This window comes from Myxococcus sp. AM010, from assembly GCF_013372585.1.
GTDB classification, from domain to species: Bacteria; Myxococcota; Myxococcia; order Myxococcales; family Myxococcaceae; genus Myxococcus; species Myxococcus vastator.
This window is the reverse complement of record NZ_JABXEO010000031.1, coordinates 18,546-42,039: the sequence shown is the minus strand read 5'-3', so window position 1 is coordinate 42,039 and position 23,494 is coordinate 18,546. Positions and strand designations below refer to the sequence as shown.

The following is a 23,494-nucleotide window of genomic DNA, read 5'->3' as shown; positions in this document are numbered from 1 at the left end:
GACGTCTTCATCGCCTTCTGGCGTGAGTTCGCGACCTGGGCGCTGTTGCAGCCCCACCTCGTCGACTTCACGTTCCTTCATCATCACCCGGACGCAGGCACGCCCGGCGAGCATGAGGGACGGACCCGCGCGCAGGTGCTGGAGGTCCTCGAGCATGGCGAGCGCGAGGGGGTGTTTGCCCGGGGCCGCACCTGGCTCCACGAGTGCATGGTGTGGGGCGTGTTGGCGGAGCTCGTGCGAAGGGCGGGGCGAGGAGAAGCGATCAGTGATGAAGACGTCCAGGTGGCGGGAGAGTCGCTCTGGCGGGCGCTCATCCCAGAGGCGCCGTCCAGCCCGAGCGGAGGCGGGCCTCCTCCAACTGGAGAGGCGCTGAACACGATGGAGGTTCTCCCGGCTCAGGACCTGGGCATTGCTGAGGGGAGCCTGCGCGGCGGTGTATCTGCGGAAGGCCTGAATGGGCGGCCTGACCAAACGGCGGCCGCCAGTCGTGCAGGGGATTCGGAAGAAACGCAGGCCCCGGGCAGCGTGGCGGAGCAGGCGCCATCCGTCCGTGTGGACCCGGGCCCGCGCGGGCGTGGTGTGAGTCGTGAGGCGGCGTGGGGCGACCTCTCGTCGTCCCCAGCTCAGGTCGCCACGGTCATTGCCTCGGAGGCGCGGGGGCAGTCGAGTCACCTGTCGCGGTCATGCACAACGCCGCGGGTGGACCGCTCGCGGGCACCTCATTCGTCACGGAGGTGTCGAGGTCCGGAGCCGCCTCGCTCAACTGGAGCGTCCCGCCGGTTCCGGCGGCCGATGGGAACACTTCGGCGCTCCTGGTCAGGTGGAGGCGTTCGGGTCCACCCAGAGGTCGTCGAAGCGCACCTGCGGCGGCGTCTGGTGCAGCCGCAGGCTCTGGACCGCGGGGGTCGCGGCCGCGTGGGCGCGGTCGTGGTACAGCGGGATGAGCGGGCAGTCCTCCTGGAACAGCTGCTCCGCGCGCAGGTAGAGCTGACGGCGCAGCTCCGGATCGATGGAGATACGGGCCTCGGCCGTGAGGCGGTCCAGCTCCGGGTTCCGGTAGCCCATGGGGAACACCGTCTGGGCGCTGGAGTGGAGGAGGAAGTGCAGGAAGGTGTCCGGGTCCGGGTAGTCGGCCAGCCAGCGGTTGCGGAACGCGGGGAGGCGGCCCTCGGTCACCTGGGCCGTGTATTCCTCGCGCGACATCTCCACGTAGCGCAGCTCCAGCAGCCCGGCCTGGAGCAGCGGACGGAAGAGCACCGCGTCCTCCGCGGAGTGGTCATTGCCGGTGGGGCGGTGGAGCGTCAGCCGCAGCCTGCGCAGGCCCACCTCTCGCAGCAACTGCTCGGCGAGGGCCACGTTCGGTACGGGCGCGGGCCCCATGTCCGCGTCATCCAGCAGCTCGGGTGGGGTCAGCGAGCGCGCCACGCGCGCGCCGGGGTGGAACTGGCTCACCATGGCCTGGATGTCCATGCCCGCGCGGAGCGCGCGCCGGACGCGCACGTCGTCAAAGGGTGCCTCCCGGTGGTTGAGCACCACGAAAGCCGTGGAGGGCGTGGTGCTCGCGGCAAACTGGAACGCCTCCAGGCCGGGCAGCTCCACATGCTCCGTGTCGAGGAAGGACACCAGGTCCACCGACCCCTGGCGCAGCAGCGTCACCGCCTCCTTGCGCGAGCCGGTGAGCAGGAACTCCAGCCGGTCCACCATGGGGCCGCCCGGGCGCCAGTAGGAGGGGTTCCGCTCCAGCACCACGCGCTCGGGCTCCAGGGCGAGGAGCCGGAACGGCCCGGTGCCCACCAGCCGACCGTTGGCGTCCGTGCGGGCCACCGCGGTGGCGGTGAGCGCCATCAACTGGAGGAAGAACGCCTTGGGCTCGCGGAGGCGAATCTCCAGGGTGTGGTCGTCCAGCACTTCCAGGCCGGACACGTCGCGCGCCATGCCAGCGGCGTACTCCGGCGCGCCCTCCACGTCCTCCAGGAGGCTCCGGTCGGGCGAGCGGAGCGCCGGGTCCAGCAGCCGCTCCAGGTGGCGCTTCACGTCGGTCGCCGACAGCAGCGTGCCGTCGTGGAAGGTGACGCCGCGGCGCAGGTAGAAGCGGTAGCGGCGCGCGGAAGGGTCTGCGTCCCAGCGCTCGGCCAGGTCGGGCTCCAGCCCGCCGTCCTCCCTGCGCACCAGCGTGGAGAACACGCACGCGGTGAGCTCTGAGACCTGGTTTTCCACGCTGAAGAGCGGGTCCACCGCCTGACGGTTTCGCAACGACGCGGCCTGGTGCATGCCCACGCGCAGCGTCCCTCCGAAGTGGGGCGTGGGGAGCTTGAAGTGGTACACCTCCGCTTCCAGGCCCTCGGCTTCGTGACCCAACTGGTCCACCGTGCGCGTCAGCCCGTCGCCGATGCGGATGACCCGGCGTGCGTCCTCGCGCACCTGGGCGACTTCCTCGCGGATGGAGGCGTCGGCCTTGGTGAGCACCACGTTGGCGGAGCGCAGCTCCTCCAGGGCGGCGCTCAGCCGCACCACCGATTCGGAGAGATCCCGGCCGGTGCGCGCCTGGGCCTCCGCCTTCTGCGAGGCACCCTGGCCCACGCGTGCCATCTCCTGCGTCTGGCGCAGCAGCTCGCGCGCATGGCCCGACTGCTCGATGGCCATGCGCGTGACGTTCTCCACCCGCAGGGCCACGCGGCGGCTGGCCTCCACCACCGTGGCGCCCTGGGCCTCCAACCGCTGCGTCTCCGCCACCGTGGCTTCGACGGCGGTGAAGGTGCGCTGGGTGATGGTGCGAATCTCCACCAGGGCCTCGGCGGCGCGGTCACCCAGGGCCACGCCGGCGGTGGCGCGCTCGCGGCCTTCCTGCACCAGCGCCACGGCCGTCTGCACGGCGTCGCGCACGCCCGCCACCATGGCGCCGATTTCGCGGGTGGAGCGCGTGGTGCGCTCGGCCAGGTTGCGAATCTCGTTGGCCACCACGCCGAAGGGCCGCCCCTGCACACCCGCCTGGGCGGCGATGATGGCGGCATTGAGGGCCAGCAGGTTGGTCTGGTCCGCAATCTCCTGGATGACGTCGACGATGCGCCCGATTTCCGTCGAGCGCGTGCCCAGCATCTCCATCAGCTCGGCGGCCTTCCGGACCGTCTCCTCCACCCGGTACATGCCCTTGACGCTGTCGCCCACCAGCACCTCGCCGCGCTCGGCGGTGGCCGTCACGGCGATGGCCAGCTGGTTCGTCTCGTTGGCGCGGCGGCGCACCGAATCAATGCCGCCTTCCACCGCGGCGACGAAGTCCTCGGCCTCGCTGGCGAAGCGGCCCAGCTCGTCACCGGACGCGGCGACGTTGGCCATCCGCTCGGCCATGGCCTGCATCAGCGACGTGGTGTTGTGGGCGAAGGTGTTGACCTGGGCCAGCGAGTCCACCACCTGCTCCAGCCGCTCCGTCATCTCCAGCAGCGCGCCGGTGGTGTCGACGGCGAAGACCTCCAACTGGTGCACCCGCTTGCCGGCCACCTGGAGGCTGCCGCCCATTCCGCTGACGGCCTCCAGTGTGCGCTCCACGGCGCCGCCCTGCCGCCGCGCGGCCTCCAGCAGCATCCGGGCCTGTCCGCTCACGTCCGTGCTGGTGCGGTGCAGGTTGGCCGTCACCCGCTGCACCTGCGCCAGGGCGCGCCGCAGGGACAGGATGAGGCGGCGCACGTCCTCGTGGCCCTCGTAGCGCGGGCCCACCGTGGTGGTGAGGTCTCCCTCCGCCAGCCGCGCCATCACCTGCCGGCGGACCCTCCGCCGCTGCGCCGCCCAGCGAAACCACGCGAGGTATCCCCCCGCGAGATAGAGCGCGGGCGTGGCGAGCAACACCACCGCCCAGGTGGCATTCGACAGCGGCCCCTCGGAGACGGCCCGCAGCATCCCCCCCAGGAGGAGCGCGGAGACCAGCCCTGCCGCCAGTCCGAACGTGAACAGGTACCGTTTGGCGCCCATGAAGGAGTGGAACGCTACCCCGCCTTCTCGCGCCGGTCCTGAAAACGCCGCACACTGGGGCCGTGGCCACCCTGCTTGCCCTGCTGCTGCTGACGCTCCCGGTAAAGCCAGATAATCCAGTTAATGCCGACGCGCCACCGGCGTCCCAGTCGGAGTCCTCGCGTTACGTCTTCGCCTGGCGCGGCGTGCCGGTGGGCACGGTGACGCTGAAACTGGAGCCGGGCCGCTTCACCTACGTCAGCCAGCACCTGCACACCCGCGCCGGGAAGGCGGGGGCGCGCCGCCGGGAGCAGGCCCTGGAGGTGGATGCCCAGGGGCGGGTGCGAGGCGCTCAGGCGGTGCCGCAGGCGCTGTGGCTCTGGAAGGGCGCGGCCACACTGGGATGTGTCGTGGGACGGGAGGAGCTGACGGGTCGCGAGGGCCCGCACTGCGTCACCCGGGTGGGGGACGGGCGCGTGGAGGGCACGTTGTTGGGAACGGCCTTCCAGGCCCGCTATGGAGCAGACGGCCGGATGGAGGCGCTGGAGGTGGGAGACTCGCGCTTCACCCTGGCCGCGCCCGGGGAGCGGCTGCGCGCGCCTCCCGAGCTCTTCGCGGACGGGCTGCCCGTGGAGGGGGCCCGGGGCGCGCTGTCGCTGGAGCCGCCGCTCGACGTTCCAGCGCGGCTCGCGGGGCTGACGCCGTGGACGGCGGCGGCGGCGCGGGGGCTGGCGGCCGAAGTCCACGCGGCCTTCCCGGAGAAGACGCCCGGCGGCGCGGACTGGAGCGAGGACGGCGAGGGCGAGGCGGGTGGGTGCCTGGCGCACGCGCTGCGCTTCGCCGCGGGGGCCCGCGCGCGGGGCGTGAAGGTGGCGTTGGTGCACGGGCTGCTGGTGGTGGACGGCGGGCCGGCGCGCCCCCACGCCTGGGTGCGCGTGGCGCTGGCGGCGGGTAGGACGCTGGATTTGGACCCGACGTCCCTGGACGAGGTGTCACCGAATACGCACCTGCCCATCGCCCTGGCGGAGGCGCAGGGCTCGGCGCTGGCGGCGGGGGCGCGCTGGCTGTCGCTGCTGCGCGGGGCGCACCGGGTGGTGCGCCGGCCGTGAGGCGACGGGCTACTCGAAGGGGATGATGGACACCTTCGCGCCGGCCTGGACGTCCAGGACCTCCTTCGCTCGCGCGGGCAGGAAGGCCTGGGTGTTCTCCAGGCGGGCCTGGCAGCGCACGGAGCGGAAGCGGTTGCGGCCGGTCTCACTCTCCACCGCGACGAGGACGTCATCACCCACCAGGTCGAAGTCCTCCTCCGCCACCTTGAGCGTGCGGTACTTGCGTATCAGGGAGATGTCGGCCGTGTCGGCTTCGAAGTGGGGGCCGCCGTCGAACGGGTCGATGCGCTCCATGTACTTGAAGCCGATGCGCTCCAGCATGCGCTGCACGCCACGCGTCTGCGGGCCCACCTCGCCCAGCACCTTCTGCACGCGCGCGGGGAAGAGCGACGCGTAGATGTCCGAGGCGGGGAAGAGCTCCTTGATGAACTCCTTGTTCTGCCGGCTGAGGCGGTCCGCCTCCTGGTAGGTGAGGCCGGTGAACTTCTTGCCGCAGGCCTCCCACAAGAGGCTGCGGCCGTCCGGCAGCAGCGGCGGCAGCAGCTCCGCAAGCACGCGGGGGCGGAAGAGCCGCCGGTGCATGGCGATGAAGAGGAAGCGCCCGTAGGACAGCTGCTTGCCGGGCTTGTCCGGCGTGGCGCGGTAGGGCGGGTCCACGACGAGGCCACCCACCTCGGTGGGGCCCTCGTAGTTGTAGGCGATGGAGAGGACCTTGTGGCGAAGGTGACGGGAGAGGGACGCGGAGTAGTGCTCGCGCTCGCTCACCTCGTAATAGATGTGCGGAGCCTCATAGGTGCCGTGCTGCGCGATGATCATCGACGTGCCGATGATGAGGCTGTTGCGCACGTCCTCCAGCACGAAGAGATACTCGCGCTCGAAGGGGTTCTTCACCTTGCCCGCGAAGCTCTTCACCGACGTGTCCACGATGGCCGAGAGCGTTTCCTCGTTGTTCGGCAGGTTCACCGTGTTCAGCACGGCCGCGAGCCTCTTCAGCCCGGGCAAGTCGGTCTTCTGGACGTCACGCAGGACAAGCATGGGGACACTCGGGACGCCCCTGTGATGGAGCGCCGGAAAGAGGGGACCATACCCCACACCTGCCGCCCGTCAGCTTGAAGGTTGGCCGGCGTGTTGATGACGCGACGTGTCGCTGCCGGCTTGCCAGGATGCCCGGAGTGTGTAAGCCGCCCCGCGCTCGACGTGAAACATGGCGTGAAACATTCAAGGCCTTGCATGCCCGCCTGCCCACTTGCCGGACCAGCGGGAAGGATTTCGCGTGGGAATGAAGCAGGGGAGGGTTTGCGATACGGTGTGTCGGTCGTTGCATTCCAAACCTTTGCGAGGATGTGTTTTGAGAGCCTTTGTCCCCGTATGGCTTGTGATGTGGTGCGTCCCCGGGCTCGCCATGGCAGGCGTCGTGTGGCGAGGGGACTTCGAGACGGGTGACCGCTCGCAGTACTCCCGTGCGCAGATGGTGAACGCGAACCGGCTGCAGGTGGTGACGTCCCCCGTGGCCGAGGGCCAATACGCGCTGAAGGCGACGGTGCATCAGGGCGACGACCCCATCAACGCCAGCGGGAATCGCAACGAGCTGGTCTACATCAGCAACGAGCCGGTGGGCTCGGAGTACTACTACCGCTGGAAGGTGATGTTCGCGAACGACTTCCCCAGCGTGGACACCTGGCAGCTCTTCACCCAGTGGCACCACGACGGGTGCTGTGGTTCGCCGCCAGTGGAGTTCTACGTGAAGGGGGAGGAGATTCGCCTGTCGCTCCCCGGCACCAGCGAGATTCCCTGGCGCACGAAGCTCACCCGCGGCGTGTGGCACGAGTTCATCCTGCACGCGAAGTGGTCGTCGGACCCGAAGGTGGGCTTCGTCGAGCTGTGGCACAACCAAGAGCTGGTGCTGCCCAGGCGCGGCGCGATGACGATGTACTCGGGGCAGCGCAACTACCTGAAGCTGGGCCTCTACCGGAGCGACACGGTGCGGCCGGTGGGCGTCGTCTACCACGACGGTTTCATGCAGGCGACGGCGCTGTCGGACGTGCTCGAACAGAAGCCGGAGCCGCCTCCGGTGGACGCGGGGACGCCGGTGGACGCGGGCGCTCCCATGGACGCGGGTTCACCCGAGGACGCGGGCAGCGTGGACCCTGACCCCGTGGATGCGGGTGGGGCCGAGGAGCCGGGGCCGCAGCCGGACGCGGGCACGCCGGAATGGGACGCGGGCACGGCGCCCGGGCCGAACGTGCCCCCGCCCGGAGGCATCTCCCCGGATGAGGGCGGCGCGGCCCAGGCGGGGTGCAGCAGCACCGGTGGCTCCGCGGCGGCCTTCGCGCTGCTGGGGCTGCTGGGACTTGCGGGTTACCGCCGTCGCGGCAATTGAGCCCACGGGGGGGCGCGCGGGCCATGGGCTCGCGCGCCTTCGTGGGGAAGTGTCCGGTGCGAGGCTCGACCTACGTGTCTTGAGCGCTCGTACCCACCGGTGACGTTGGTCTGCCGGAGAAGGTCTGCCCGGCTCCGGGGCGGTGCGCCGCTCTCGTTCGAGTGGGAGACCCAACGTGGCACGTCCGAGTGATTCACGGTGCCGATGCTTCCTCACCTGGAAGTCTGACGCGTTGCTGGCACGCCTGACGTGTCAGGAGTGCCTCGTGTCAGCCCCCTTCGCGCGAGCAGCCAATCCAATCACCTGACAGGTCAGGACGGGGCCTGTCGCTCGGCGGGAAGGTCCCGCGGACTCGCCGGCCACGTCCCTCGTGAGGGCCGCTTCGCCGGAACCAGGGCCTCAGGGGTTTCTCCTACGCGGCCATCCCGTCGTGCGTCGTCGCGCACCTGCGCCCCGCCGCGGGACGGGACGACCGGATGGGGCGGGTCCAATCCTCCCCTGATTCCATATGCTGGTGCTGGAATGAAGGTGGCTTCGCGTCTGTGATTGAGGCGGATTCGGGCGCGCCTGGGGCAATGTCTTGCACGTCAGGCGCGGAGTGGTGGCGACAGCGACTGACGCGTCAGTCGCATGGCGGAACTACGGCCTCCATGTGGATTTCAGACGCGGCGAGGGGGGGCAATGAATGGCATGTGAGTTGCTCTGGTTTGCGCCAGGCGGGATGAGCTCCTTGCCGTGAATCCGATGTAAGGGTTCAGCAGTGATAGACATCAACCACACGAAAGAGCTGGTGCGTACATGGCGAAGATCGTCTTCCTGATTGATTCCAGTGCACTTCCCAAGGGCGGGGCCTCCGTCAACACCGCGGTCGCGGTCGGGCATCCTCCGTTCGTCCTGAACGACAAGCCCCAAGACCCCGAGTACAAGGTGCCCGTCGCGAAGGGGGAGAACATCCGCATCTACACGGAGGAGCAGAACCACCTCACGTCCGTGAAGCTCGCGCCCAACGGCATCATCGCGCATACGTTCCAGGGCGCCCAGCTCACGGTCGCGGGCATGAAGGATTCCTCGAAGCGGCCCATCGACATCCCCAACTTCGACATGGACCCGGGCCCCGTGCCTGACTTCATCGCGTTCGACGACGAAGACGCGCAGTGGACGCAGACGCCTCCTTCCTGGAGCAACTGGCCCAACAACCCGCTCATCGACCAGGACCTCACGGCCAGCATGACGCGCAGCTACATCCCGTACGTCACGTTCAATGCCAGTACCATCGTGAGCGGTGAGCTCCAGTACGGATTGGTGTTCGGGCTGACGAGGGACGGGGCGACCGTCGAGTATTTCTACTTCGACCCCTTCATCGTCATTGGTTCGTGAAGTGGCTGGGCGCGGCCCCGTGGGCACTGCTCGCCTGGGCTGGATGCCATTGACGTAGCAGCCCTCTCATGAAGCGGCACCGGAAGTCGCTGCTCCAGCCCAGGGGGCGTTGTTCCCCTGGGCTGCGGCGGGCCCGCCTCTCCTCGGCACCCCTCGTGGGCTTGCCGCGCGTCGAGCTCGCGTCCATGGACTGGACGCCCGGGTGGGCGCCCGCTTCGGCCCTCGCCCTGGCGCGTGTGCCGTGCAATATCGGTGTTCCAGGGACGTTGTCCGAACAGCGCCCGCCCCTTGGAACGCCCATGCGATACCTCCTCTTCCTTCCGCTCTGCACCTTGCTGGCTTGTGCCCACTCGCAGCCGGCCGCCACGCCTCCGGCTCCCGCCGCGCAGGCGCCCGTGGACCCCGAGTCACGGTTCCGTGAGGCCCTGCAGCGGGCGGGCAGGGCGATGGAGGTGGGGCGTTTCGACTCCGCGCTCGCGGAGATGCAGCGGCTGTGGGACGGCGGCCACCAGACGGACGACGTGGCCTGGTATGCCGCCTATGCCTCGCTGGGCACCGGTGACGATGCCGCGGCGTTCACCTGGCTGGAGCGCTCCGTCGAACGCGGGATGAGCTCACCGGGCGACCTGCTGCACGACAAGTCCCTGGCGCCGCTGCGGCGGATGCCCGGCTACGACGCGCTGGTGGCGCGGGCCCGGGAGAACGCGCTGAAGGCGCGCGCCGAGGGCAACGTGGGGGCCGGGCTGGAGAAGACGACGCCCGCGGAGGCGGGGGTGTCGGTGCCGGCGCTCGAGGCCTTCGTGAAGGCGGCCGAGGACGCGGGCTCGTCGGCCCTGGTGGTGCTCCGTCATGGAAAGCTGGTGGGCGAGTGGTACTTCGGCGGCGAGACGCAGCGCATCGAGTCCATGTCCGCGACGAAGGGCGTGGTGGCGCTGGCCATCGGCCTGCTCATCGACGAAGGGAGGATTGCCTCCGCCGACGCGCCCGTCTCCACCTTCTTTCCGGAGTGGAAGGACGGCCTCAAGGGGAAGGTCACCTTGCGGCACCTGCTCAGCCACACCTCGGGGCTGGCGGCGAACGCCAGCGCGATGGACATCTACGAGTCGCGAGACTTCGTCCGCTACGCGTTGGACGCCCACGTGGTGGACGTGCCGGGGAGCCAGTTCTTCTACAACAACAAGGCCACCAACCTGCTCGCGGGCGTGGTGGAGCGCGCCTCGGGGGAGAAGCTGGACGCCTATCTCATGCGGCGCCTCTTCGAGCCGCTCGGCATCCGTGATGTCTTCTGGCAGAAGGACCCGTCTGGCAATCCGCTGGGCATGTCGGGGCTGCGCCTGCACCCCGTGGACTTCGCGAAGGTGGGCCAGTTGATGCTCCAGCGCGGCGTCTGGCAGGGCCAGCGCATCCTGAGCGAGTCCTGGGTTCAGGAGTGCACCGCGGCGCCATCGCAGGCCCACAATCCCACGGCGGGATTGTTGTGGTGGCTCGTCTACGACAAGGCGTTCCGCGTGCTGGGCCAGGACATGGTGGACGAGGCGCGCCGCAACGGCATGCCCGAGGCGCCGCTGTCCCGCCTGCGCGACGTGGTGGACCAGCCGATTCCCTCCGGGGACTTCGTGCGGGTGCTCTCCGAGCGGCTGGGCGGGATGAAGGGCGTCATGGCGTTCATGGAGAAGAGCGCCCGCGTCCCGCTGCGTACGCAGGTGGAGGGGGCGCCCCAGGGCTACTCCGCGCGCGGCTCCTTCGGGCAGGTCCTGCTGGTGGTGCCAGCGCAGGACCTGGTGGTGGTGCGCATGGCCGTGCCGGACGGGCGGGTGCCTCCGGACGTCATGGAGTTCCCTGCCTTCAACGCGATGGCCCTCTCCCTGGTGCCTTCGCCCTGACGGGCGCGGGGCGGCGGTGTGCTCGGGTGCCCGCGCTGCCAGCCCTGTGGCATAAGGCCCTTCCAGCATGCCGCCATCTCGCCGTGTTTCGCTCGTCCTGAGCTATCAGTACCCGGGCAAGTACGCCTTCACCGTGCTGGCGGGCGCCGTGGAGTCGGACCCGGCGCTGGCGGACGTGACGCTCCACTTTCCGCGCAGCCGCGAGACGCTGCTGGACACGCTTCGCGAGCGCGTGGACGCCGGAGACACGGTGGTGGCCGCGTGGTCCTTCTACTCGGCCAGCTTCGCCCCCGCGGCGGCGGAGCTGGCGTGGGTGCGTGAGCGGCTGGAGGGCCGGGAGGTGCTGTGCATCGCCGGCGGCGTGCATGCCACGGCGGAGACGCTCCAGACGCTCCAGGCGGGCTTCGACCTGGTGGCGGTGGGCGAGGGGGAGTACTCCCTGCGCGCGTTGCTCGGCCGGGTGCTGCGGGGCGAGGAGCCGCGTGACACGCACGGCGTCGCGTACCTGATGGACGGGAAGCTGGTGCAGCGCGGCCGGGGGGAGGGCGTGCAACTCGACGACTTCCCGCCCTTCGCGGCGCGCAACGGGCAGTACGGCGCCATCGAGATTACGCGCGGCTGCATCTACGCGTGCCGTTTCTGCCAGACGCCGTTCATGAGCAAGGCGCGCTTCCGCCACCGCTCCGTGGCCAACGTGGCGCACTGGGCGCGGGAGCTGCGGCGCTCGGGCCGACGCGACCTCCGCTTCATCACGCCCACCTCCATGTCCTACGGCACCGCCGACGAGTCGGTGAACCTGGACGCGGTGGAGGCCCTGCTCGCCGCGGTGAAGGAGGCCATGGCGCCCGATGGGCGCGTCTACTACGGCACCTTCCCGTCGGAGGTCCGCCCCGAGCACGTCACGCCCGAGGCGCTGGCGCTGCTCAAGCGCTACGTCCACAACGACAACCTCATCATCGGCGGGCAGTCCGGCTCCGAGCGCATCCTCCAGAGCACGCGCCGCGGGCACGACGTGGAGACGGTGGTGCGCGCCACCCGCATCGCGGTGGAGTGTGGCTTCGTGCCCAACGTGGACTTCATCCTCGGGCTGCCCGGCGAGGAGCCCGCGGACGTGGACGCCACGGTGGCGCTGATGGAGCAGTTGGCCGGGCTGGGGGCGCGCGTGCATGGGCATACCTTCATGCCGCTGCCGGGGACGCCCTTCCGCGACGCGCCGCCCGGTTCGGTGGATGAGGCGACCCAGCGCAAGCTGGACCGGCTGGCTTCGCAGGGGCGCCTGTATGGGCACTGGAAGCAGCAGGTTGCCCTGGCCGAGGGCATCGCCTCACGTCGCCGACCACGCGCGGGGTAGCGGTAAGCCAGGCCAGGAACATGACCCTTCGTGTGTTTGAGCGCTCCCAGGGCCGTCACCTCCACGGGCCTCCGCTCCGCCAGGCGCTTAGGATGAGGCCGCGATGTCCACCGACCCGGCACCTCCCTACTGGCTCCTCATCTCCGTCCTCTTCAGCAACCAGCCGCTGTCGCCCTCGCTGGCGATGACGCTGCACCAGGCGGCCTTCGAGCTGCACCAGCGCGGAGAGGGCGCCAGGGAGGTGGCCGGGGACATGGTGAGCGGCCGGGTGGTGAACCTGCGCAAGGATGTGTCCTTCGGCGGCATCGCAGGGCCGGCCTTCGAGGCGGAAATCGAGACGGAGCGAGGCTCCGGCGTGGTCCGCTTCGTCCTCACCCGCCAAGGGCTGGAGCGGATGAAGCAGCAGCCCGCCGAGCCGCCCCGGCCCAAGTACCTCAACTGAGCCAGCACGAGCCCGCCCGGCTGTCCGCTCCCTGCTCGCGGGCGGTGGGCGTCTCCACCTTGGGGACATGGACCCCAAGGACTACCTCAAGCGGAGCGCGGGCATCCCGCTGGACCCCCAGAAGCAGAAGGACCCCGAGGCGGACGGCGAGCACGTCCCCGCGGAGGGGCGCGCCGAGTTCCTCAACGACATCACCGAGCAGAACGGCGGCCAGCGCACCGACGTCGACCTGCCGTGGCGCAAGGGGCCGGAGCTGCAACGCGGCCAGCGCGACGCCTACAACGCGGAGAGCGACAAGAAGAAGGGCTGAGCCCTACTCCCGGTCGAGGTCCACCTTCATCTTGTTGCCCATGTGCAGGATGGAGTTGGACAGCGTGGCGGCGGACATCTCCGCCAGCTCCATGAGGACCTGCTCCTGCTGCGCCTGCTCCGAGCCCGCGGGGGCCTGGGACACCGGGGCCCGCGAGCCGTCCTCGGAGATGGGCCCGCGGCCCACGGCGGAGAGGTAGGAGTTCAGCATCCCGTTGTTCGGCGAGCCGCCCACCGAGGCGAGCGCCGAGGCGACCACCGCGCCCCCCGACACCATCAGCGGATCCCCAGGCCGGTTGGCCGGGGCCATCGGGTTCACCAGCGCGCCAAAGCCGGTGCTCGCGGCGCGGCTGCTCGCCTGCGTGGTGGGGGGCTGAATCCGGGGACCGTTGAGGGAGTTGATGCGGTTCATGGCGGCTCCGTCTCGGCCCGGGACGCGCACCACGCACGTGTCGGACCTCTCGAATCCCCATTATCGCCCGGCCGCCGGCGAAGTTGCGCGGAAGGCCCAAAACGCCCGAAGGCCGCGGACTTACGGGCGTGCTCCCCGTCAGCCGCGGCCTCCTTGGGACTTCAAACGGCGCCGTGGCCTAGAACTGGTGGGCCTCGGTGGACTCCGTCAGGGCGAGCGTGCTGGCGTTGCCGCCGGAGATGACCTCGGCCACCTGGTCGAAGTAGCCGGTGCCCACCTCGCGCTGGTGACGCGTGGCGGTGTAGCCGTCCTTCTCCGCCGCGAACTCGGCCTGCTGCAGCTCGCTGTAGGCCGCCATGCCGCGGTCCTTGTACTTCCGCGCCAGCTCGTACATCCCGAAGTTGAGCGCGTGGAAGCCGGCCAGGGTGACGAACTGGAACTTGTAGCCCATGGCGCCCAGCTCGCGCTGGAACTTCGCGATGGTGGCGTCGTCCAGGTTCTTCTTCCAGTTGAAGGACGGCGAGCAGTTGTAGGCCAGCAGCTTGTTCGGGTACTTCGCGCGGACGCTCTCGGCGAACTTCTTCGCCTGGGCCAGGTCCGGGGTGCTCGTCTCGCACCACACCAGGTCCGCGTAGGGCGCGTACGCCAGGCCGCGGGCGATGGCGCAGTCCAGGCCGCCGTTGAGGCGGTAGAAGCCCTCCGCGGTGCGGCCGGCCTTCTTGTCGATGAAGGCGTGGTCGTACTCGTCCGAGTCGCTCATCAGCAGCTTGGCGCTGTCCGCGTCCGTGCGCGCCACCAGCAGGGTGGGCACGCCCATGACGTCCGCCGCGAGCCGGGCCGCGGAGAGGGTGCGGATGAAGTGGTTGGTGGGCACCAGCACCTTGCCGCCCATGTGGCCGCACTTCTTCTCGCTGGCCAGCTGGTCCTCGAAGTGAACGCCAGCGGCGCCGGCCTCAATCATGCCCTTCATCAGCTCGAAGGCGTTGAGCGGGCCACCGAAGCCGGCCTCGGCGTCGGCGATGATGGGCGCGAACCAGTAGCGGTCCTTGCGGCCCTCCGCGTGGTCAATCTGGTCCGCGCGGCGCAGGGCGTTGTTGATTTTGCGGACCACGGTGGGGACGCTGTCCACCGGGTAGAGGCTCTGGTCCGGGTACATCTGCCCCGCGGAGTTCGCGTCCGCCGCCACCTGCCAGCCGGACAGGTAGATGGCCTTCAGGCCCGCGCGCACCATCTGCACCGCCTGGTTGCCGGTGAGCGAGCCGAGCGCGTTGATGTAGTCGTCGGTGTGGAGCAGCTCCCAGAGCTTCTTGGCGCCCAGCTCCGCCAGCGTGTAGCTGATGGTGACGGAGCCGCGGAGCTTCTCCACGTCCTGCTGGGTGTAGTTGCGCTTGATGCCCTCGAAACGCTGCGCGTGGAGCTTGGCGTGAGGGGAAGCATCGGCGGTCGTCGGCGTGGCGTCGTACATCGTGGGCTCCTCGCTACGGTAAAAGTGGTGGGTTGTTGCCGCGAAGGTGAGAAGGGTTCAGCGTTGGGCTTCCAAGGCGTCGTAGGCCGGCAGGGTGAGGAAGTCCTCGAAGGTGCCGGCGGTGGAGAGCTGCTCGAAGAGCACGCGCGCGCGCTCCAGGTGGGCCGCGCCGTAGCGCTCCTTCGCGCCTTCCTTGTCCAGGCGGGCCATCTCCTCGCCCAGCGCGTCGCGGAAGAGGGCGGGCGTCACCTCGCGGCCGTCCTCCAGCGATGCGCGGTGGTGAATCCACTGCCACACCTGGGCGCGTGAGATTTCGGCGGTGGCCGCGTCCTCCATCAGGTTGTAGAGCGGCACGCAGCCCAGGCCGCCCAGCCACGCGGCGGTGTACTGGATGCCCACGCGGATGTTGTGGCGCAGGCCTTCCTCGGTGCGCGTGCCAGACGGCACCTTGAGCAGCTCCGCCTCGCCAATCTTCACGTCGTCGCGCTTGTTGGAGAGCTGGTTGGGCCCCTTCATGTGCGAGTCGAAGATGTCGCGCGCGATTTCCACGAGGCCGGGGTGGGCCACCCACGTCCCGTCGTGGCCGTTCTTCACCTCGCGCAGCTTGTCCGCGCGGACCTTGTCCATGACGGCCTCGTTGGCCGCCGCGTCCCCCTTGATGGGGATGAAGGCCGCCATGCCGCCCATGGCGTGCACGTCGCGGCGGTGGCAGGTCTGGATGAGCAGCTGCGAGTAGGCGTTGAGGAACGCCTTGTCCATCGTCACCTGGCCGCGGTCAGGCAGCACGACGTGGGTGTCCGACTGGAGCGTCTTGATGAAGCTGAAGATGTAGTCCCAGCGGCCGCAGTTGAGGCCGGCCGAGTGCTCGCGCAGCTCGTAGAGGATTTCGTCCATCTCGAACGCGGCGGGCAGCGTCTCGATGAGGACGGTGGCCTTGATGGTGCCGCGCGGGATGCCCAGCTCCGACTGGGCCAGGTGGAACACGTCGTTCCACAGCCGGGCCTCCAGGTGGCTCTGCAGCTTCGGCAGGTAGAAGTAGGGGCCGGTGCCGCGCGCCAGCTGCTCCCGGGCGTTGTGAAAGAAGAAGAGCCCGAAGTCGAGCAGCGAGCCGGAGACGGGCTTGCCGTCGACTTCGAGGTGCCGCTCCGGCAGGTGCCAGCCGCGGGGGCGCACGAAGAGCACGGCGCGCTTCGGGTTGAGGGCGTAGTGCTTCCCGTTCTCCGCGGTGAAGGAGATGGTGCCGCGCACGGCGTCGCGCAGGTTGACCTGCCCGCGCACCACGTTGTCCCAGGTGGGGCTGTTGGCGTCCTCGAAGTCCGCCATGAAGACGTTCGCCCCGGAGTTCAGCGCGTTGATGACCATCTTCCGGTCCACCGGGCCGGTGATTTCGACGCGGCGGTCCTTCAGGTCGGCGGGCAGGGGCGCCACCGTCCAGTCTCCCTCTCGGATGGCCTTCGTCTCCGGCAGGAAGTGGGGCCGCGCTCCCTTGCTCCAGGCCGCCTGCACGGCCTTGCGGCGCTCCAGCAGGGCCAGCCGGCGCTCACCGAAGGTGCGGACCAGCTTCGCCACGAAGTCCAGGGCCTCGGGCGTGAGGACCTCGGCGTAGTCGGGGTGCCAGGGCCCCTTCACCACCACGCCCGGTCCGAACGCCGGGGGTTTCACAGCGGGGGCTTGGTCCGACATCTGGGCTCCTTTGGCTAGGCGCGTTGTAAATTTGCTGTGACGGCTCGGAAAATGAGTCCTGAGAGTGCAGAAAGGAAGTGCGGCGTGAATCTTTGCCTGCTTGCCTGTAACTGTGTCAACAGCCGACTTGTTAAATCTGTAAATCAACAAATCGCCCCCCAGGGGCGGATGCAATGGGGAGCACCAGGGCGCGTAGGTAGGAATGGGGGCCACGGACGCCAAGTGGGAGCCGCCCCGGAAGGGAGACGTGATGGACGCCAAGAGACGCTGCGCCACCTGCACGGAGGAAGTGAGCCTGGAGGTCCGGAGGTGCCCGCGCTGCGGCGCGCGCACGGAGCCGATGCACCGGGGCGTGGACGGGCGGCTGCTGACGGGGGTGTGCGCGGCGCTGGGGCGGGAGCTGGGCGTGGACGCGGCGCTGGTGCGCGTGGGCTTCGTGGTGGCGCTGGCGGTGTCCGGGGGCACCGCGCTGATGGTGTACCTGCTGTTGTGGGCCTTCACGCCGCCATCGGCGACGGGCACCGCGCCCCTGCGGCGCACGTACAACTGGCTGGCCGGCCTGGGCAACTCGGAGCGCACGCCGCGCGTCGAGCGCCGGGTGTAGTGCTCAGCGTCCAACGATGAAAAACACGCCGGAGCCCTGCCTGAAGGCTCCGGCCTGTTATTCGAAGGGGCCACCTTTCTTTCCAAGGAGCCCCGCGCGTGAGCACGAAGAACGTCCGCACCGAGAGAGACACCTTCGGCCCCATCGACGTCCCCGCCGACCGGCTGTGGGGCGCCCAGACGCAGCGCAGCCTCCAGAACTTCGCCATCTCCACCGAGCGCATGCCGCTGGCCCTCATCCGCGCCCTGGTGCTGGTGAAGAAGGCCGCCGCGAAGGTGAATGTGGAGAACGGCTCGCTGGCGAAGGAGAAGGGCGAGGCCATCCTCCGCGCCGCGGACGAAGTCCTGGCCGGCCAGCACGACGCGGAGTTCCCCCTGAGCGTCTGGCAGACGGGCAGCGGGACGCAGACGAACATGAACACGAACGAGGTGCTGGCCAACCGCGCCTCGGAGCTGCTGGGCGGCGAGCGCGGCGAGGGCCGTAAGGTCCACCCCAACGACGACGTCAACAAGGGGCAGAGCTCCAATGACGTCTTCCCCACCGCGATGAGCGTGGCCGCCGTGGCCGCCCTCAGCGAGCACGTGCTGCCGGAGCTGAAGGCGCTGCGCGACGTGCTCGCGCAGAAGGCCCGCGCCTTCCATGGCGTGGTGAAGGTGGGCCGCACCCACCTGCAGGACGCCACGCCCCTGACGCTGGGACAGGAGCTGGGCGGCTTCGTGGCGCAGCTGGACCACGCGAAGGGGCACCTGGAGCGCACTCTGCCGCACCTGCTGGAGCTGGCCCTGGGCGGCACGGCGGTAGGCACAGGCCTCAACGCGCCCAAGGGCTACGCCGAGCGTGTGGCGAAGGAGCTGGCGCAGCTCACCGGCCACCCCTTCGTCACCGCGCCGAACAAGTTCGAGGCGCTGGCCGCCAATGACGCGCTGGTGCAGGCGCACGGGGCGCTCAAGGGGCTGGCGGCGGTGCTCTTCAAGGTGGCCAACGACGTGCGCTGGCTGTCGTCGGGGCCGCGCTCCGGGCTGGCGGAGCTCATCATCCCGGAGAACGAGCCGGGCAGCTCCATCATGCCGGGCAAGGTGAACCCCACCCAGAGCGAGGCGCTCACCATGCTGTGCGCCCAGGTGATGGGCAACGACGTCGCCGTCACCGTGGGCGGCGCGTCCGGCAACTTCCAGCTCAACGTCTTCAAGCCGCTCATCGCCCACAACCTGCTCCAGAGCTGCCGGTTGCTGGCGGACGGCATGCGCAGCTTCCGCCTGCACTGCGCGGTGGGCATCGAGCCCAACCGGCCCCGCATCCAGGAGAACCTGGAGCGCAGCCTGATGCTCGTCACGGCGCTCAACCCCCACATCGGCTATGACAACGCGGCGAAAATCGCGAAGACGGCCCACCGGGACGGCACGACGCTCAAGGAGACGGCCGTGGCGCTGGGGTTCGTCACGCCCGAGCAGTTCGATGCGTGGGTCCGCCCGGAGGACATGACGGGCCACGAGGGGTAGGTCCCCAGGGAGGCGGGGGCCCCGGCGTCGAAGCGTGGGACAGCGCACGCTCCGGGAAGAAGGGACGGGCGCGGCGGCGGAAGGGCGATTAGGGTAGGGGCGTCATGAACGTCCCCTTCGTCATCGAGACCACGCACCGCGGCGAGCGGGCGTACGACCTGTACAGCCGGCTCCTCAAGGACCGCATCATCATGCTGGGCACGCCTGTCAACGACGACGTGGCCAATATCATCGTCGCCCAGCTCCTCTTCCTGGAGTCGGAGGACCCGGACAAGGGCATCAACCTCTACATCAACTCGCCGGGTGGCTCCGTGACGGCGGGCCTGGCCATCTACGACACCATGCAGTACGTGAAGTGTCCGGTGTCCACCATCTGCGTGGGACAGGCGGCCTCCATGGGCGCGCTGCTGCTGCTGGCTGGGGCGAAGGGCAAGCGCTACGCCCTGCCCAACAGCCGCATCATGATTCACCAGCCGCTGGGCGGCGCGCAGGGCCAGGCCACGGACATCGACATCCAGGCCAAGGAAATCCTCCGCCTGCGCAGCTACATCAACGGCCTCATCGTGAAGCACACGGGGCACACCGTGGAGCGCATCGAGAAGGACACCGAGCGCGACTACTTCATGAGCGCCGAGGACGCGCGGCAGTACGGCCTCATCGACGAGGTGGTGGAGAAGCAGCGCGCCATCGCCCCGACGCCCGCTCCGGCGAAGTAGGGCCCTCTCCGCCCCGGACGTTTGCCGGGGTGGGGTGCGCTCCCGGCGGGGTGCCACTCAGGCGCCGCGCCGGACGCACGTCCCGCACTGGACGTTTCCGGCTTCCCTGCCTGCAGGTGGCACGCGGCGTGCTCACCATGGGCATATGACGCCGATCCGATTTCGCATCGTCCCGCGGTTCCTCTTGCCCGGCGCCATCCTGGCCTCCATGGCCTGCGCGACGGGGCCCACCGGCCGTCCCCCCGTGCCGCCCAGCTCGGCCGCCGTGCAGACGGAGCTGGGCGCCCGGGACGTGGTCCAGGCCGGTGAGGAATACGCCCGCAACAACGCGGTCGTCCTCGCCGAGGCCAGTGAGGCCGTGGAGATACGCCCCAACTACTGGCGCATCCGCTTCGGCCTCGCGGACCAGCCCGGCCGCTTCCTGGAGGTCGAGTTCGACGAGCTGACGCGCCAGGTGACGAACGCGCGCGAGCTGGACGTCATCCCGGAGAACCCGGGTGACGCCGCCCTGGGTGGCAGTGGCCCTGTGCCGGCGGCCGGTCAGCCCCGGGGCCCCATTCCCTGAGCGGGAGGAGCGCCCCTCGCCACGGGCGGAGGCCCGCCCGGGCGCCGGCGTTCCCTTGGAGGCGCCTGACGCAACACGGCTGACGCGTCACGGTGCCGGCGCGTGGGTGTCCTCGCAGAACAGCAGCGCCGCCTGCGTGCCGGCGCGCCCCACGAGCACCGCCACCTGTCCATAGGCGCGGCCGAAGCGCGCGGCCTCCTCGCGGGGCAGGCCCGGGATGAAGAGGCTCTGCTCGCACCAGCTCCCGTCATCCGCCTGGCCCAGCGCGGGCGCCACCACCCAGCCCCCCGCGACGAGCTGCGCCTCCAGCCGCTCCTGCGCGCGGCGGTTCTCCTCGGCGCCACGCCGCTGGGAGCCGGGGTTCCACGCCGTCAGGAAGGCCCACTCCCGGTGGCCGCGCGCCGCAAGGGTTGCGTCCAGCGCGGGATGCAGGGCGCCCGCCCGCAGGATTTGCTCCACGCCACCGGTGCAGGCGTGGGGCCGGATGACATAGCGCGTCGCCGCGTAGGCCTTCGTCAGTCGCTCGCGTTCATGGGGGCTCATGCCGCTCATGATGCGCCGCGCCCCCGCCAGGAAAAATCGGGTTTCGGACGATTCAGTGTGAATGTCCGATTCCGTTCGTCGTCCATGCCCCGCCACGTTCCGGAACGGAATGAGAGGCTTTGGAGGGGAACATGTTTCGTCGCTCTGTTGCTGCTGTATCTGCATTGATAGGTGTGCTTGGGACGGGCTGCGCGTCGGTAAGTCACGTCCAGACGGCGGACACGCTGGGGGAGGGCCGCTTCCAGGTTGGCATCGAGCCGGGTGTCATGGGCGCGGCCGTCCTTGGGGATGACGAAGGTGTTTCGGCGGCGGGGTACGTGCCCCACTTCGACCTGGCGATTCGGTATGGCGTGTCGGAGCGCGTGGACCTGGGCGTCCGGCTGGGTTCCTCCCTGGCGGAGCTGCAGAGCAAGTTCCTGTTGACCCAGCCCAATGACCCGGTCAAGGCCATCTCCCTGGCGCCGTCCATCTCCGGCGCGTCCATTGGCACGGGGACGGGCGACGACGGCGAGTCGGCCTCGACGAGCTACCTGAACGTCGCCGTCCCGCTGCTGGTGGGCTTCAAGACGAAGGGCGGCTCGGAGCTGGTGCTGGGGCCTCGCGCCATCTGGACGCGCGTCGCCGGGTCCGCGGGCGATGACGGCGCCGCCATCAACATCATCAGCGTCGGCGCCTCGGTGGGCTACGCGTTGCGGGTGACGGAGGGTTTCCGGCTGATGCCCGAAGTGGGCCTCTCCTTCCCCATCGTGGGTGAGGTGAACAGCACCGGCACCGACTCGGAGGCCATCGCGGGCTTCAACGGCGGCTTCGCGCAGTTCAAGCTGGGCTTCCTGTTCGGCGCGGGCCGCCCGGTCCGGCGCGGTCCCGACATCCTCCCCCCGGGCGCCATGGAGGAGACGGACCACCGCGACGACAGCTACCGCGCGTCCGAGCGTGCCGGCGAGGACATGGATCACTGAGCGGCACGCCCTGCTCCGGCCGTCCCATGCCGGAGCAGGGCTCATCAGGGCGTGGTCCGCACCCCGCCCGTCACGCGCTTCACCGTGCGGCCCGCGGGCAGCGTGTCCCCGGGCTGGACGCCGTTGATGAGGGCCAGCTCCTCCAGGGGGATGGTGGACGGATTCTGCTCGTTGAACTGCTGCAGCGTCATGGGTGACGCCACCTTCGCCAGCTCGATTTTCGCGGGCTGGACGGCCAGCGCCGACGCATCCGTCAGCTCGCTGAAGCTGGAGAAGGTCGCGCGGAAGGCGTCCTCGTAGGCGGGGAGTTGCTGCGCGCCGGTGTAGCCCAGGAGTTGGAGCGTGGTGCCGCCCTGGGACACGAAGGCGGTGACGCCGGCGATGACGCCCTGCTCCGTCTGCGCCTGGAAGAACGCGGCGCCCTGGGGGAAGCCCGTGGGCGCGGCGCTCGTGGGCTGGATGCCCTCCTGCGCGAGGAAGCGCTGCATGGCCTCCCGCGGGGCGATGTTGCCGGTGGGCACCAGCCCGACGATGGCGTCCTCCTGGGGGCTGATGCCCGCCACCTGCTGCGGCTGGTTCGCCGTCTTCCACCCCTGGGGGAAGGTGAGCTGGAAGCGCAGGCCCGGGTGCATGAAGACGTTGCCCCGGAAGAAGCCCTGCCGCGGGTCGTTGCCGTAGGGCATGCCCTGGAGCATGGCGAGGTACGCCTCCCGGCCATCCTTGAGCTGGCTGAAGTCCACGTTGGCCTTCGCGGCGCGCGCCTGCGCCGTCTTCACGCGGTCGCCCGGGTCGGGGTGGGTGGACAGCCACGCGGGGAGGCTCTGCCCGCCCGCGGCCTTGCCCACGCGGTCCAGGGTGGCGAAGACGTCGGCCGCCTGGCGCACGTCGTAGCCGCCGTCCAGCATGTACTTGAAGCCCAGCTCGTCCGCCTGACGCTCGTCGTCACGGCCGTACTTGAGGAACAGCAGCTGGAGACCGGCGGCGGCCAGGCCCCCGAAGCGGGCCACGTCCTCGCTGAGCACGCTGCCCAGCAGCAGGCCGGCCTGGGCGAGCTGCGCCTGGGACAGCTGCTCCACGGAGTGCCGCGCGGTGATGTGGGCGATTTCGTGCCCCAGCACGGAGGCCAGCTCCGCCTCGGAGTTGAGCGCGGTGAGCAGGCCCCGCGTCACGAACACGGGCCCGCCGGGGAGGGCGAAGGCGTTCACCACCGGGTCATCCACGGCCTGGATGGTCCAGGGCAGCTCCGGCCGCTCGGAGGCCTTCGCCATGGGCAGGCCCACCCGGGCGACGTAGTCCTGCACCTTGGGTTCCTGGATGAGGCCAATGGAGCCGCGCACCTCCTCCGCGCTCTGCTTGCCCAGGGCAATCTCGTCATCCTGGGAGACGAGCGACAGCATGCGCTTGCCGGTGGCGGGGTTGCGCACGCAGGTGGTCAGCGAGAGCAGGGCCAGCAGCGGCAGCAGCCGGAGTCGTGAAGTCATGGGGCCTTCCTGGTAGGGGTGGATGCGCAGATAGGTCAGCGGCGGCCATGCGACCACGGCGGGCGTGGGCGAGCCGTCACTGCTGGACAGTCGGGCGCGCGCACCGGGCCCGCTTCCGTTAGCTTCTCTTCGCGAGGAGGCGTTCGAATGGATTCGGAGTCGCTCGAAGCACGGATGGCGCGGCTGGAGCGCAGTTGCCGGCGGTGGCAGGGGCTGACGTTCGCCGCGCTCGCGCTGGCGGGGCTGGGGCTGGGCGCGGCGGCGCTCCGGGGCGAAGACGTGTCCTCCGGGACGCTGGTGGCCTCCCGGCTGGTGCTGACGGACGCGCGCGGCCAGACGCGGGCCACGCTGGACACCGACGCGCAGGGCAACGCGGGCCTGGTGCTGCGCGACGGAGAGGGCCGGCCCCGGGCGCTGCTGGGGGTGGGCGAGGACGGGGCGCCCCGGCTGCGCTTCTCCACCGCGGAGGGCCAGTCCCTGGCCGAGCTGATGGTGTACTCCGACGAGGCGCCGCGTCTGACGCTGTCCAAGCCCGGCGGCGGGGAGCTGTTCGCGGTGGGCCTCCAGGTGGATGGCTCGTCGCGGCTGGAGCTGTCGGACGCGGACGGACGGCCCCGGGCCATCCTGGGCGCGGACGAGCATGGCGCTCCCGGCCTGGTGCTGAGGGACCGCAAGGGGCTGCCGCGCGTGGCGCTCCGGGTGTCTCCGTCGGATGGCGCCAGCCTGGTGGTGGAGGGCCAGGACGGCGCGGTGTTCCGCGCGCCGGGCGGCTGA

General features: G+C 70.1%; 20 protein-coding genes. 13 read left to right on the top strand and 7 right to left on the bottom strand.

Translation table 11 applies throughout. The features are described from left to right. Positions 1 to 816 precede the first annotated feature (816 nt). On the bottom strand, positions 817 to 3,963 hold the full coding sequence (locus HV826_RS16445) for an ABC transporter substrate-binding protein (protein ID WP_176417974.1): 3,147 nt from the start codon (positions 3,961 to 3,963) through the stop codon (positions 817 to 819). 62 nt (positions 3,964 to 4,025) lie between these two features. Here HV826_RS16445 and HV826_RS16440 point away from each other — a divergent pair, with 62 nt between their 5' ends. Further along, complete coding sequence (locus tag HV826_RS16440; RefSeq protein ID WP_176417973.1) at positions 4,026 to 5,051, top strand: lasso peptide biosynthesis protein; 1,026 nt, start codon at positions 4,026 to 4,028, stop codon at positions 5,049 to 5,051. Between the two features lie 9 nt (positions 5,052 to 5,060). On the opposite strand, the gene HV826_RS16435 is transcribed toward HV826_RS16440, so the two are convergent. After that, on the bottom strand, positions 5,061 to 6,086 hold the full coding sequence (locus HV826_RS16435) for an arginine N-succinyltransferase (RefSeq protein ID WP_176417972.1): 1,026 nt from the start codon (positions 6,084 to 6,086) through the stop codon (positions 5,061 to 5,063). Positions 6,087 to 6,453: 367 nt separating this feature from the next. On the opposite strand from HV826_RS16435, the gene HV826_RS16430 reads away from it, so the two are divergent. The 6 genes from HV826_RS16430 (at position 6,454) to HV826_RS16405 (ending at position 12,794) form a co-directional block, all read left to right on the top strand. Next, positions 6,454 to 7,431, top strand: a complete 978-nt coding sequence (locus HV826_RS16430) for a polysaccharide lyase (protein WP_176417971.1) — start codon at positions 6,454 to 6,456, stop codon at positions 7,429 to 7,431. Positions 7,432 to 8,229: 798 nt separating this feature from the next. Continuing rightward, on the top strand, positions 8,230 to 8,808 hold the full coding sequence (locus HV826_RS16425) for a hypothetical protein (RefSeq protein WP_176417970.1): 579 nt from the start codon (positions 8,230 to 8,232) through the stop codon (positions 8,806 to 8,808). 299 nt (positions 8,809 to 9,107) lie between these two features. After that, on the top strand, positions 9,108 to 10,691 hold the full coding sequence (locus tag HV826_RS16420; protein ID WP_176417969.1) for a serine hydrolase: 1,584 nt from the start codon (positions 9,108 to 9,110) through the stop codon (positions 10,689 to 10,691). A 67-nt stretch (positions 10,692 to 10,758) separates the two neighbouring features. Next, positions 10,759 to 12,042, top strand: a complete 1,284-nt coding sequence (locus tag HV826_RS16415) for a TIGR04013 family B12-binding domain/radical SAM domain-containing protein (RefSeq protein WP_176417968.1) — start codon at positions 10,759 to 10,761, stop codon at positions 12,040 to 12,042. 103 nt (positions 12,043 to 12,145) lie between these two features. Then, positions 12,146 to 12,484, top strand: a complete 339-nt coding sequence (locus tag HV826_RS16410) for a hypothetical protein (RefSeq protein WP_176417967.1) — start codon at positions 12,146 to 12,148, stop codon at positions 12,482 to 12,484. 67 nt (positions 12,485 to 12,551) lie between these two features. Continuing rightward, positions 12,552 to 12,794: a hypothetical protein gene (locus HV826_RS16405; RefSeq protein ID WP_176417966.1), complete on the top strand. Its 243-nt coding sequence runs from the start codon at positions 12,552 to 12,554 to the stop codon at positions 12,792 to 12,794. A 3-nt stretch (positions 12,795 to 12,797) separates the two neighbouring features. Here the strand turns inward: HV826_RS16405 and HV826_RS16400 are convergent, their stop codons facing one another. The 3 genes from HV826_RS16400 to aceB form a co-directional block, all read right to left on the bottom strand. After that, positions 12,798 to 13,205: a hypothetical protein gene (locus tag HV826_RS16400; protein ID WP_176417965.1), complete on the bottom strand. Its 408-nt coding sequence runs from the start codon at positions 13,203 to 13,205 to the stop codon at positions 12,798 to 12,800. A 178-nt stretch (positions 13,206 to 13,383) separates the two neighbouring features. Then, positions 13,384 to 14,670, bottom strand: coding sequence for an isocitrate lyase (aceA, locus tag HV826_RS16395; RefSeq protein ID WP_176417964.1), 1,287 nt, complete (start codon positions 14,668 to 14,670; stop codon positions 13,384 to 13,386). A gap of 57 nt (positions 14,671 to 14,727) precedes the next feature. Beyond that, positions 14,728 to 16,353, bottom strand: coding sequence for a malate synthase A (gene aceB / locus HV826_RS16390; protein ID WP_176417963.1), 1,626 nt, complete (start codon positions 16,351 to 16,353; stop codon positions 14,728 to 14,730). Positions 16,354 to 16,603: 250 nt separating this feature from the next. Between aceB and HV826_RS16385 the strand changes: the two genes are divergently transcribed. The 4 genes from HV826_RS16385 to HV826_RS16370 all read left to right on the top strand — a co-directional run bounded on the left by HV826_RS16385 (position 16,604) and on the right by HV826_RS16370 (position 19,737). Then, entirely contained in the window at positions 16,604 to 16,957 is a 354-nt protein-coding gene (locus tag HV826_RS16385) for a PspC domain-containing protein (protein ID WP_240358020.1), read from the top strand. A gap of 98 nt (positions 16,958 to 17,055) precedes the next feature. After that, positions 17,056 to 18,456 (top strand): class II fumarate hydratase, encoded by a 1,401-nt coding sequence (fumC, locus tag HV826_RS16380; RefSeq protein ID WP_176417962.1) that lies wholly within the window; start codon positions 17,056 to 17,058, stop codon positions 18,454 to 18,456. A gap of 104 nt (positions 18,457 to 18,560) precedes the next feature. Further along, positions 18,561 to 19,172 (top strand): ATP-dependent Clp endopeptidase proteolytic subunit ClpP, encoded by a 612-nt coding sequence (gene clpP / locus HV826_RS16375; RefSeq protein WP_140795382.1) that lies wholly within the window; start codon positions 18,561 to 18,563, stop codon positions 19,170 to 19,172. Positions 19,173 to 19,317: 145 nt separating this feature from the next. Beyond that, the gene (locus HV826_RS16370) at positions 19,318 to 19,737 is read left to right on the top strand and encodes a hypothetical protein (protein ID WP_176417961.1); all 420 of its coding nucleotides are present in this window, start codon (positions 19,318 to 19,320) and stop codon (positions 19,735 to 19,737) included. Between the two features lie 87 nt (positions 19,738 to 19,824). On the opposite strand, the gene HV826_RS16365 is transcribed toward HV826_RS16370, so the two are convergent. Further along, complete coding sequence (locus HV826_RS16365; RefSeq protein WP_176417960.1) at positions 19,825 to 20,280, bottom strand: DUF3293 domain-containing protein; 456 nt, start codon at positions 20,278 to 20,280, stop codon at positions 19,825 to 19,827. Between the two features lie 131 nt (positions 20,281 to 20,411). Between HV826_RS16365 and HV826_RS16360 the strand changes: the two genes are divergently transcribed. Next, the gene (locus tag HV826_RS16360; protein ID WP_255207674.1) at positions 20,412 to 21,239 is read left to right on the top strand and encodes a hypothetical protein; all 828 of its coding nucleotides are present in this window, start codon (positions 20,412 to 20,414) and stop codon (positions 21,237 to 21,239) included. Between the two features lie 44 nt (positions 21,240 to 21,283). On the opposite strand, the gene HV826_RS16355 is transcribed toward HV826_RS16360, so the two are convergent. After that, positions 21,284 to 22,720 carry a M48 family metalloprotease gene (locus tag HV826_RS16355; RefSeq protein WP_176417959.1) on the bottom strand — a complete coding sequence of 479 codons (1,437 nt, stop codon included), beginning with the start codon at positions 22,718 to 22,720 and terminating at the stop codon, positions 21,284 to 21,286. A 147-nt stretch (positions 22,721 to 22,867) separates the two neighbouring features. On the opposite strand from HV826_RS16355, the gene HV826_RS16350 reads away from it, so the two are divergent. Beyond that, positions 22,868 to 23,494 (top strand): hypothetical protein, encoded by a 627-nt coding sequence (locus tag HV826_RS16350; RefSeq protein WP_176417958.1) that lies wholly within the window; start codon positions 22,868 to 22,870, stop codon positions 23,492 to 23,494.

What these genes read in the sequence shown, in the direction of transcription:
- HV826_RS16445 (WP_176417974.1), bottom strand. Translation starts at nt 3,963, where the DNA reads ATGGGCGCCAAACGGTACCTGTTCACGTTCGGACTGGCGGCAGGGCTG.
- HV826_RS16435 (WP_176417972.1), bottom strand. Translation starts at nt 6,086, where the DNA reads ATGCTTGTCCTGCGTGACGTCCAGAAGACCGACTTGCCCGGGCTGAAG.
- HV826_RS16430 (WP_176417971.1), top strand. Translation starts at nt 6,454, where the DNA reads ATGGCAGGCGTCGTGTGGCGAGGGGACTTCGAGACGGGTGACCGCTCG.
- HV826_RS16425 (WP_176417970.1), top strand. Translation starts at nt 8,230, where the DNA reads ATGGCGAAGATCGTCTTCCTGATTGATTCCAGTGCACTTCCCAAGGGC.
- HV826_RS16420 (WP_176417969.1), top strand. Translation starts at nt 9,108, where the DNA reads ATGCGATACCTCCTCTTCCTTCCGCTCTGCACCTTGCTGGCTTGTGCC.
- HV826_RS16415 (WP_176417968.1), top strand. Translation starts at nt 10,759, where the DNA reads ATGCCGCCATCTCGCCGTGTTTCGCTCGTCCTGAGCTATCAGTACCCG.
- HV826_RS16410 (WP_176417967.1), top strand. Translation starts at nt 12,146, where the DNA reads ATGTCCACCGACCCGGCACCTCCCTACTGGCTCCTCATCTCCGTCCTC.
- HV826_RS16405 (WP_176417966.1), top strand. Translation starts at nt 12,552, where the DNA reads ATGGACCCCAAGGACTACCTCAAGCGGAGCGCGGGCATCCCGCTGGAC.
- HV826_RS16400 (WP_176417965.1), bottom strand. Translation starts at nt 13,205, where the DNA reads ATGAACCGCATCAACTCCCTCAACGGTCCCCGGATTCAGCCCCCCACC.
- aceA (WP_176417964.1), bottom strand. Translation starts at nt 14,670, where the DNA reads ATGTACGACGCCACGCCGACGACCGCCGATGCTTCCCCTCACGCCAAG.
- aceB (WP_176417963.1), bottom strand. Translation starts at nt 16,353, where the DNA reads ATGTCGGACCAAGCCCCCGCTGTGAAACCCCCGGCGTTCGGACCGGGC.
- HV826_RS16385 (WP_240358020.1), top strand. Translation starts at nt 16,604, where the DNA reads ATGGACGCCAAGAGACGCTGCGCCACCTGCACGGAGGAAGTGAGCCTG.
- clpP (WP_140795382.1), top strand. Translation starts at nt 18,561, where the DNA reads ATGAACGTCCCCTTCGTCATCGAGACCACGCACCGCGGCGAGCGGGCG.
- HV826_RS16370 (WP_176417961.1), top strand. Translation starts at nt 19,318, where the DNA reads ATGACGCCGATCCGATTTCGCATCGTCCCGCGGTTCCTCTTGCCCGGC.
- HV826_RS16365 (WP_176417960.1), bottom strand. Translation starts at nt 20,280, where the DNA reads ATGAGCCCCCATGAACGCGAGCGACTGACGAAGGCCTACGCGGCGACG.
- HV826_RS16360 (WP_255207674.1), top strand. Translation starts at nt 20,412, where the DNA reads ATGTTTCGTCGCTCTGTTGCTGCTGTATCTGCATTGATAGGTGTGCTT.
- HV826_RS16355 (WP_176417959.1), bottom strand. Translation starts at nt 22,720, where the DNA reads ATGACTTCACGACTCCGGCTGCTGCCGCTGCTGGCCCTGCTCTCGCTG.
- HV826_RS16350 (WP_176417958.1), top strand. Translation starts at nt 22,868, where the DNA reads ATGGATTCGGAGTCGCTCGAAGCACGGATGGCGCGGCTGGAGCGCAGT.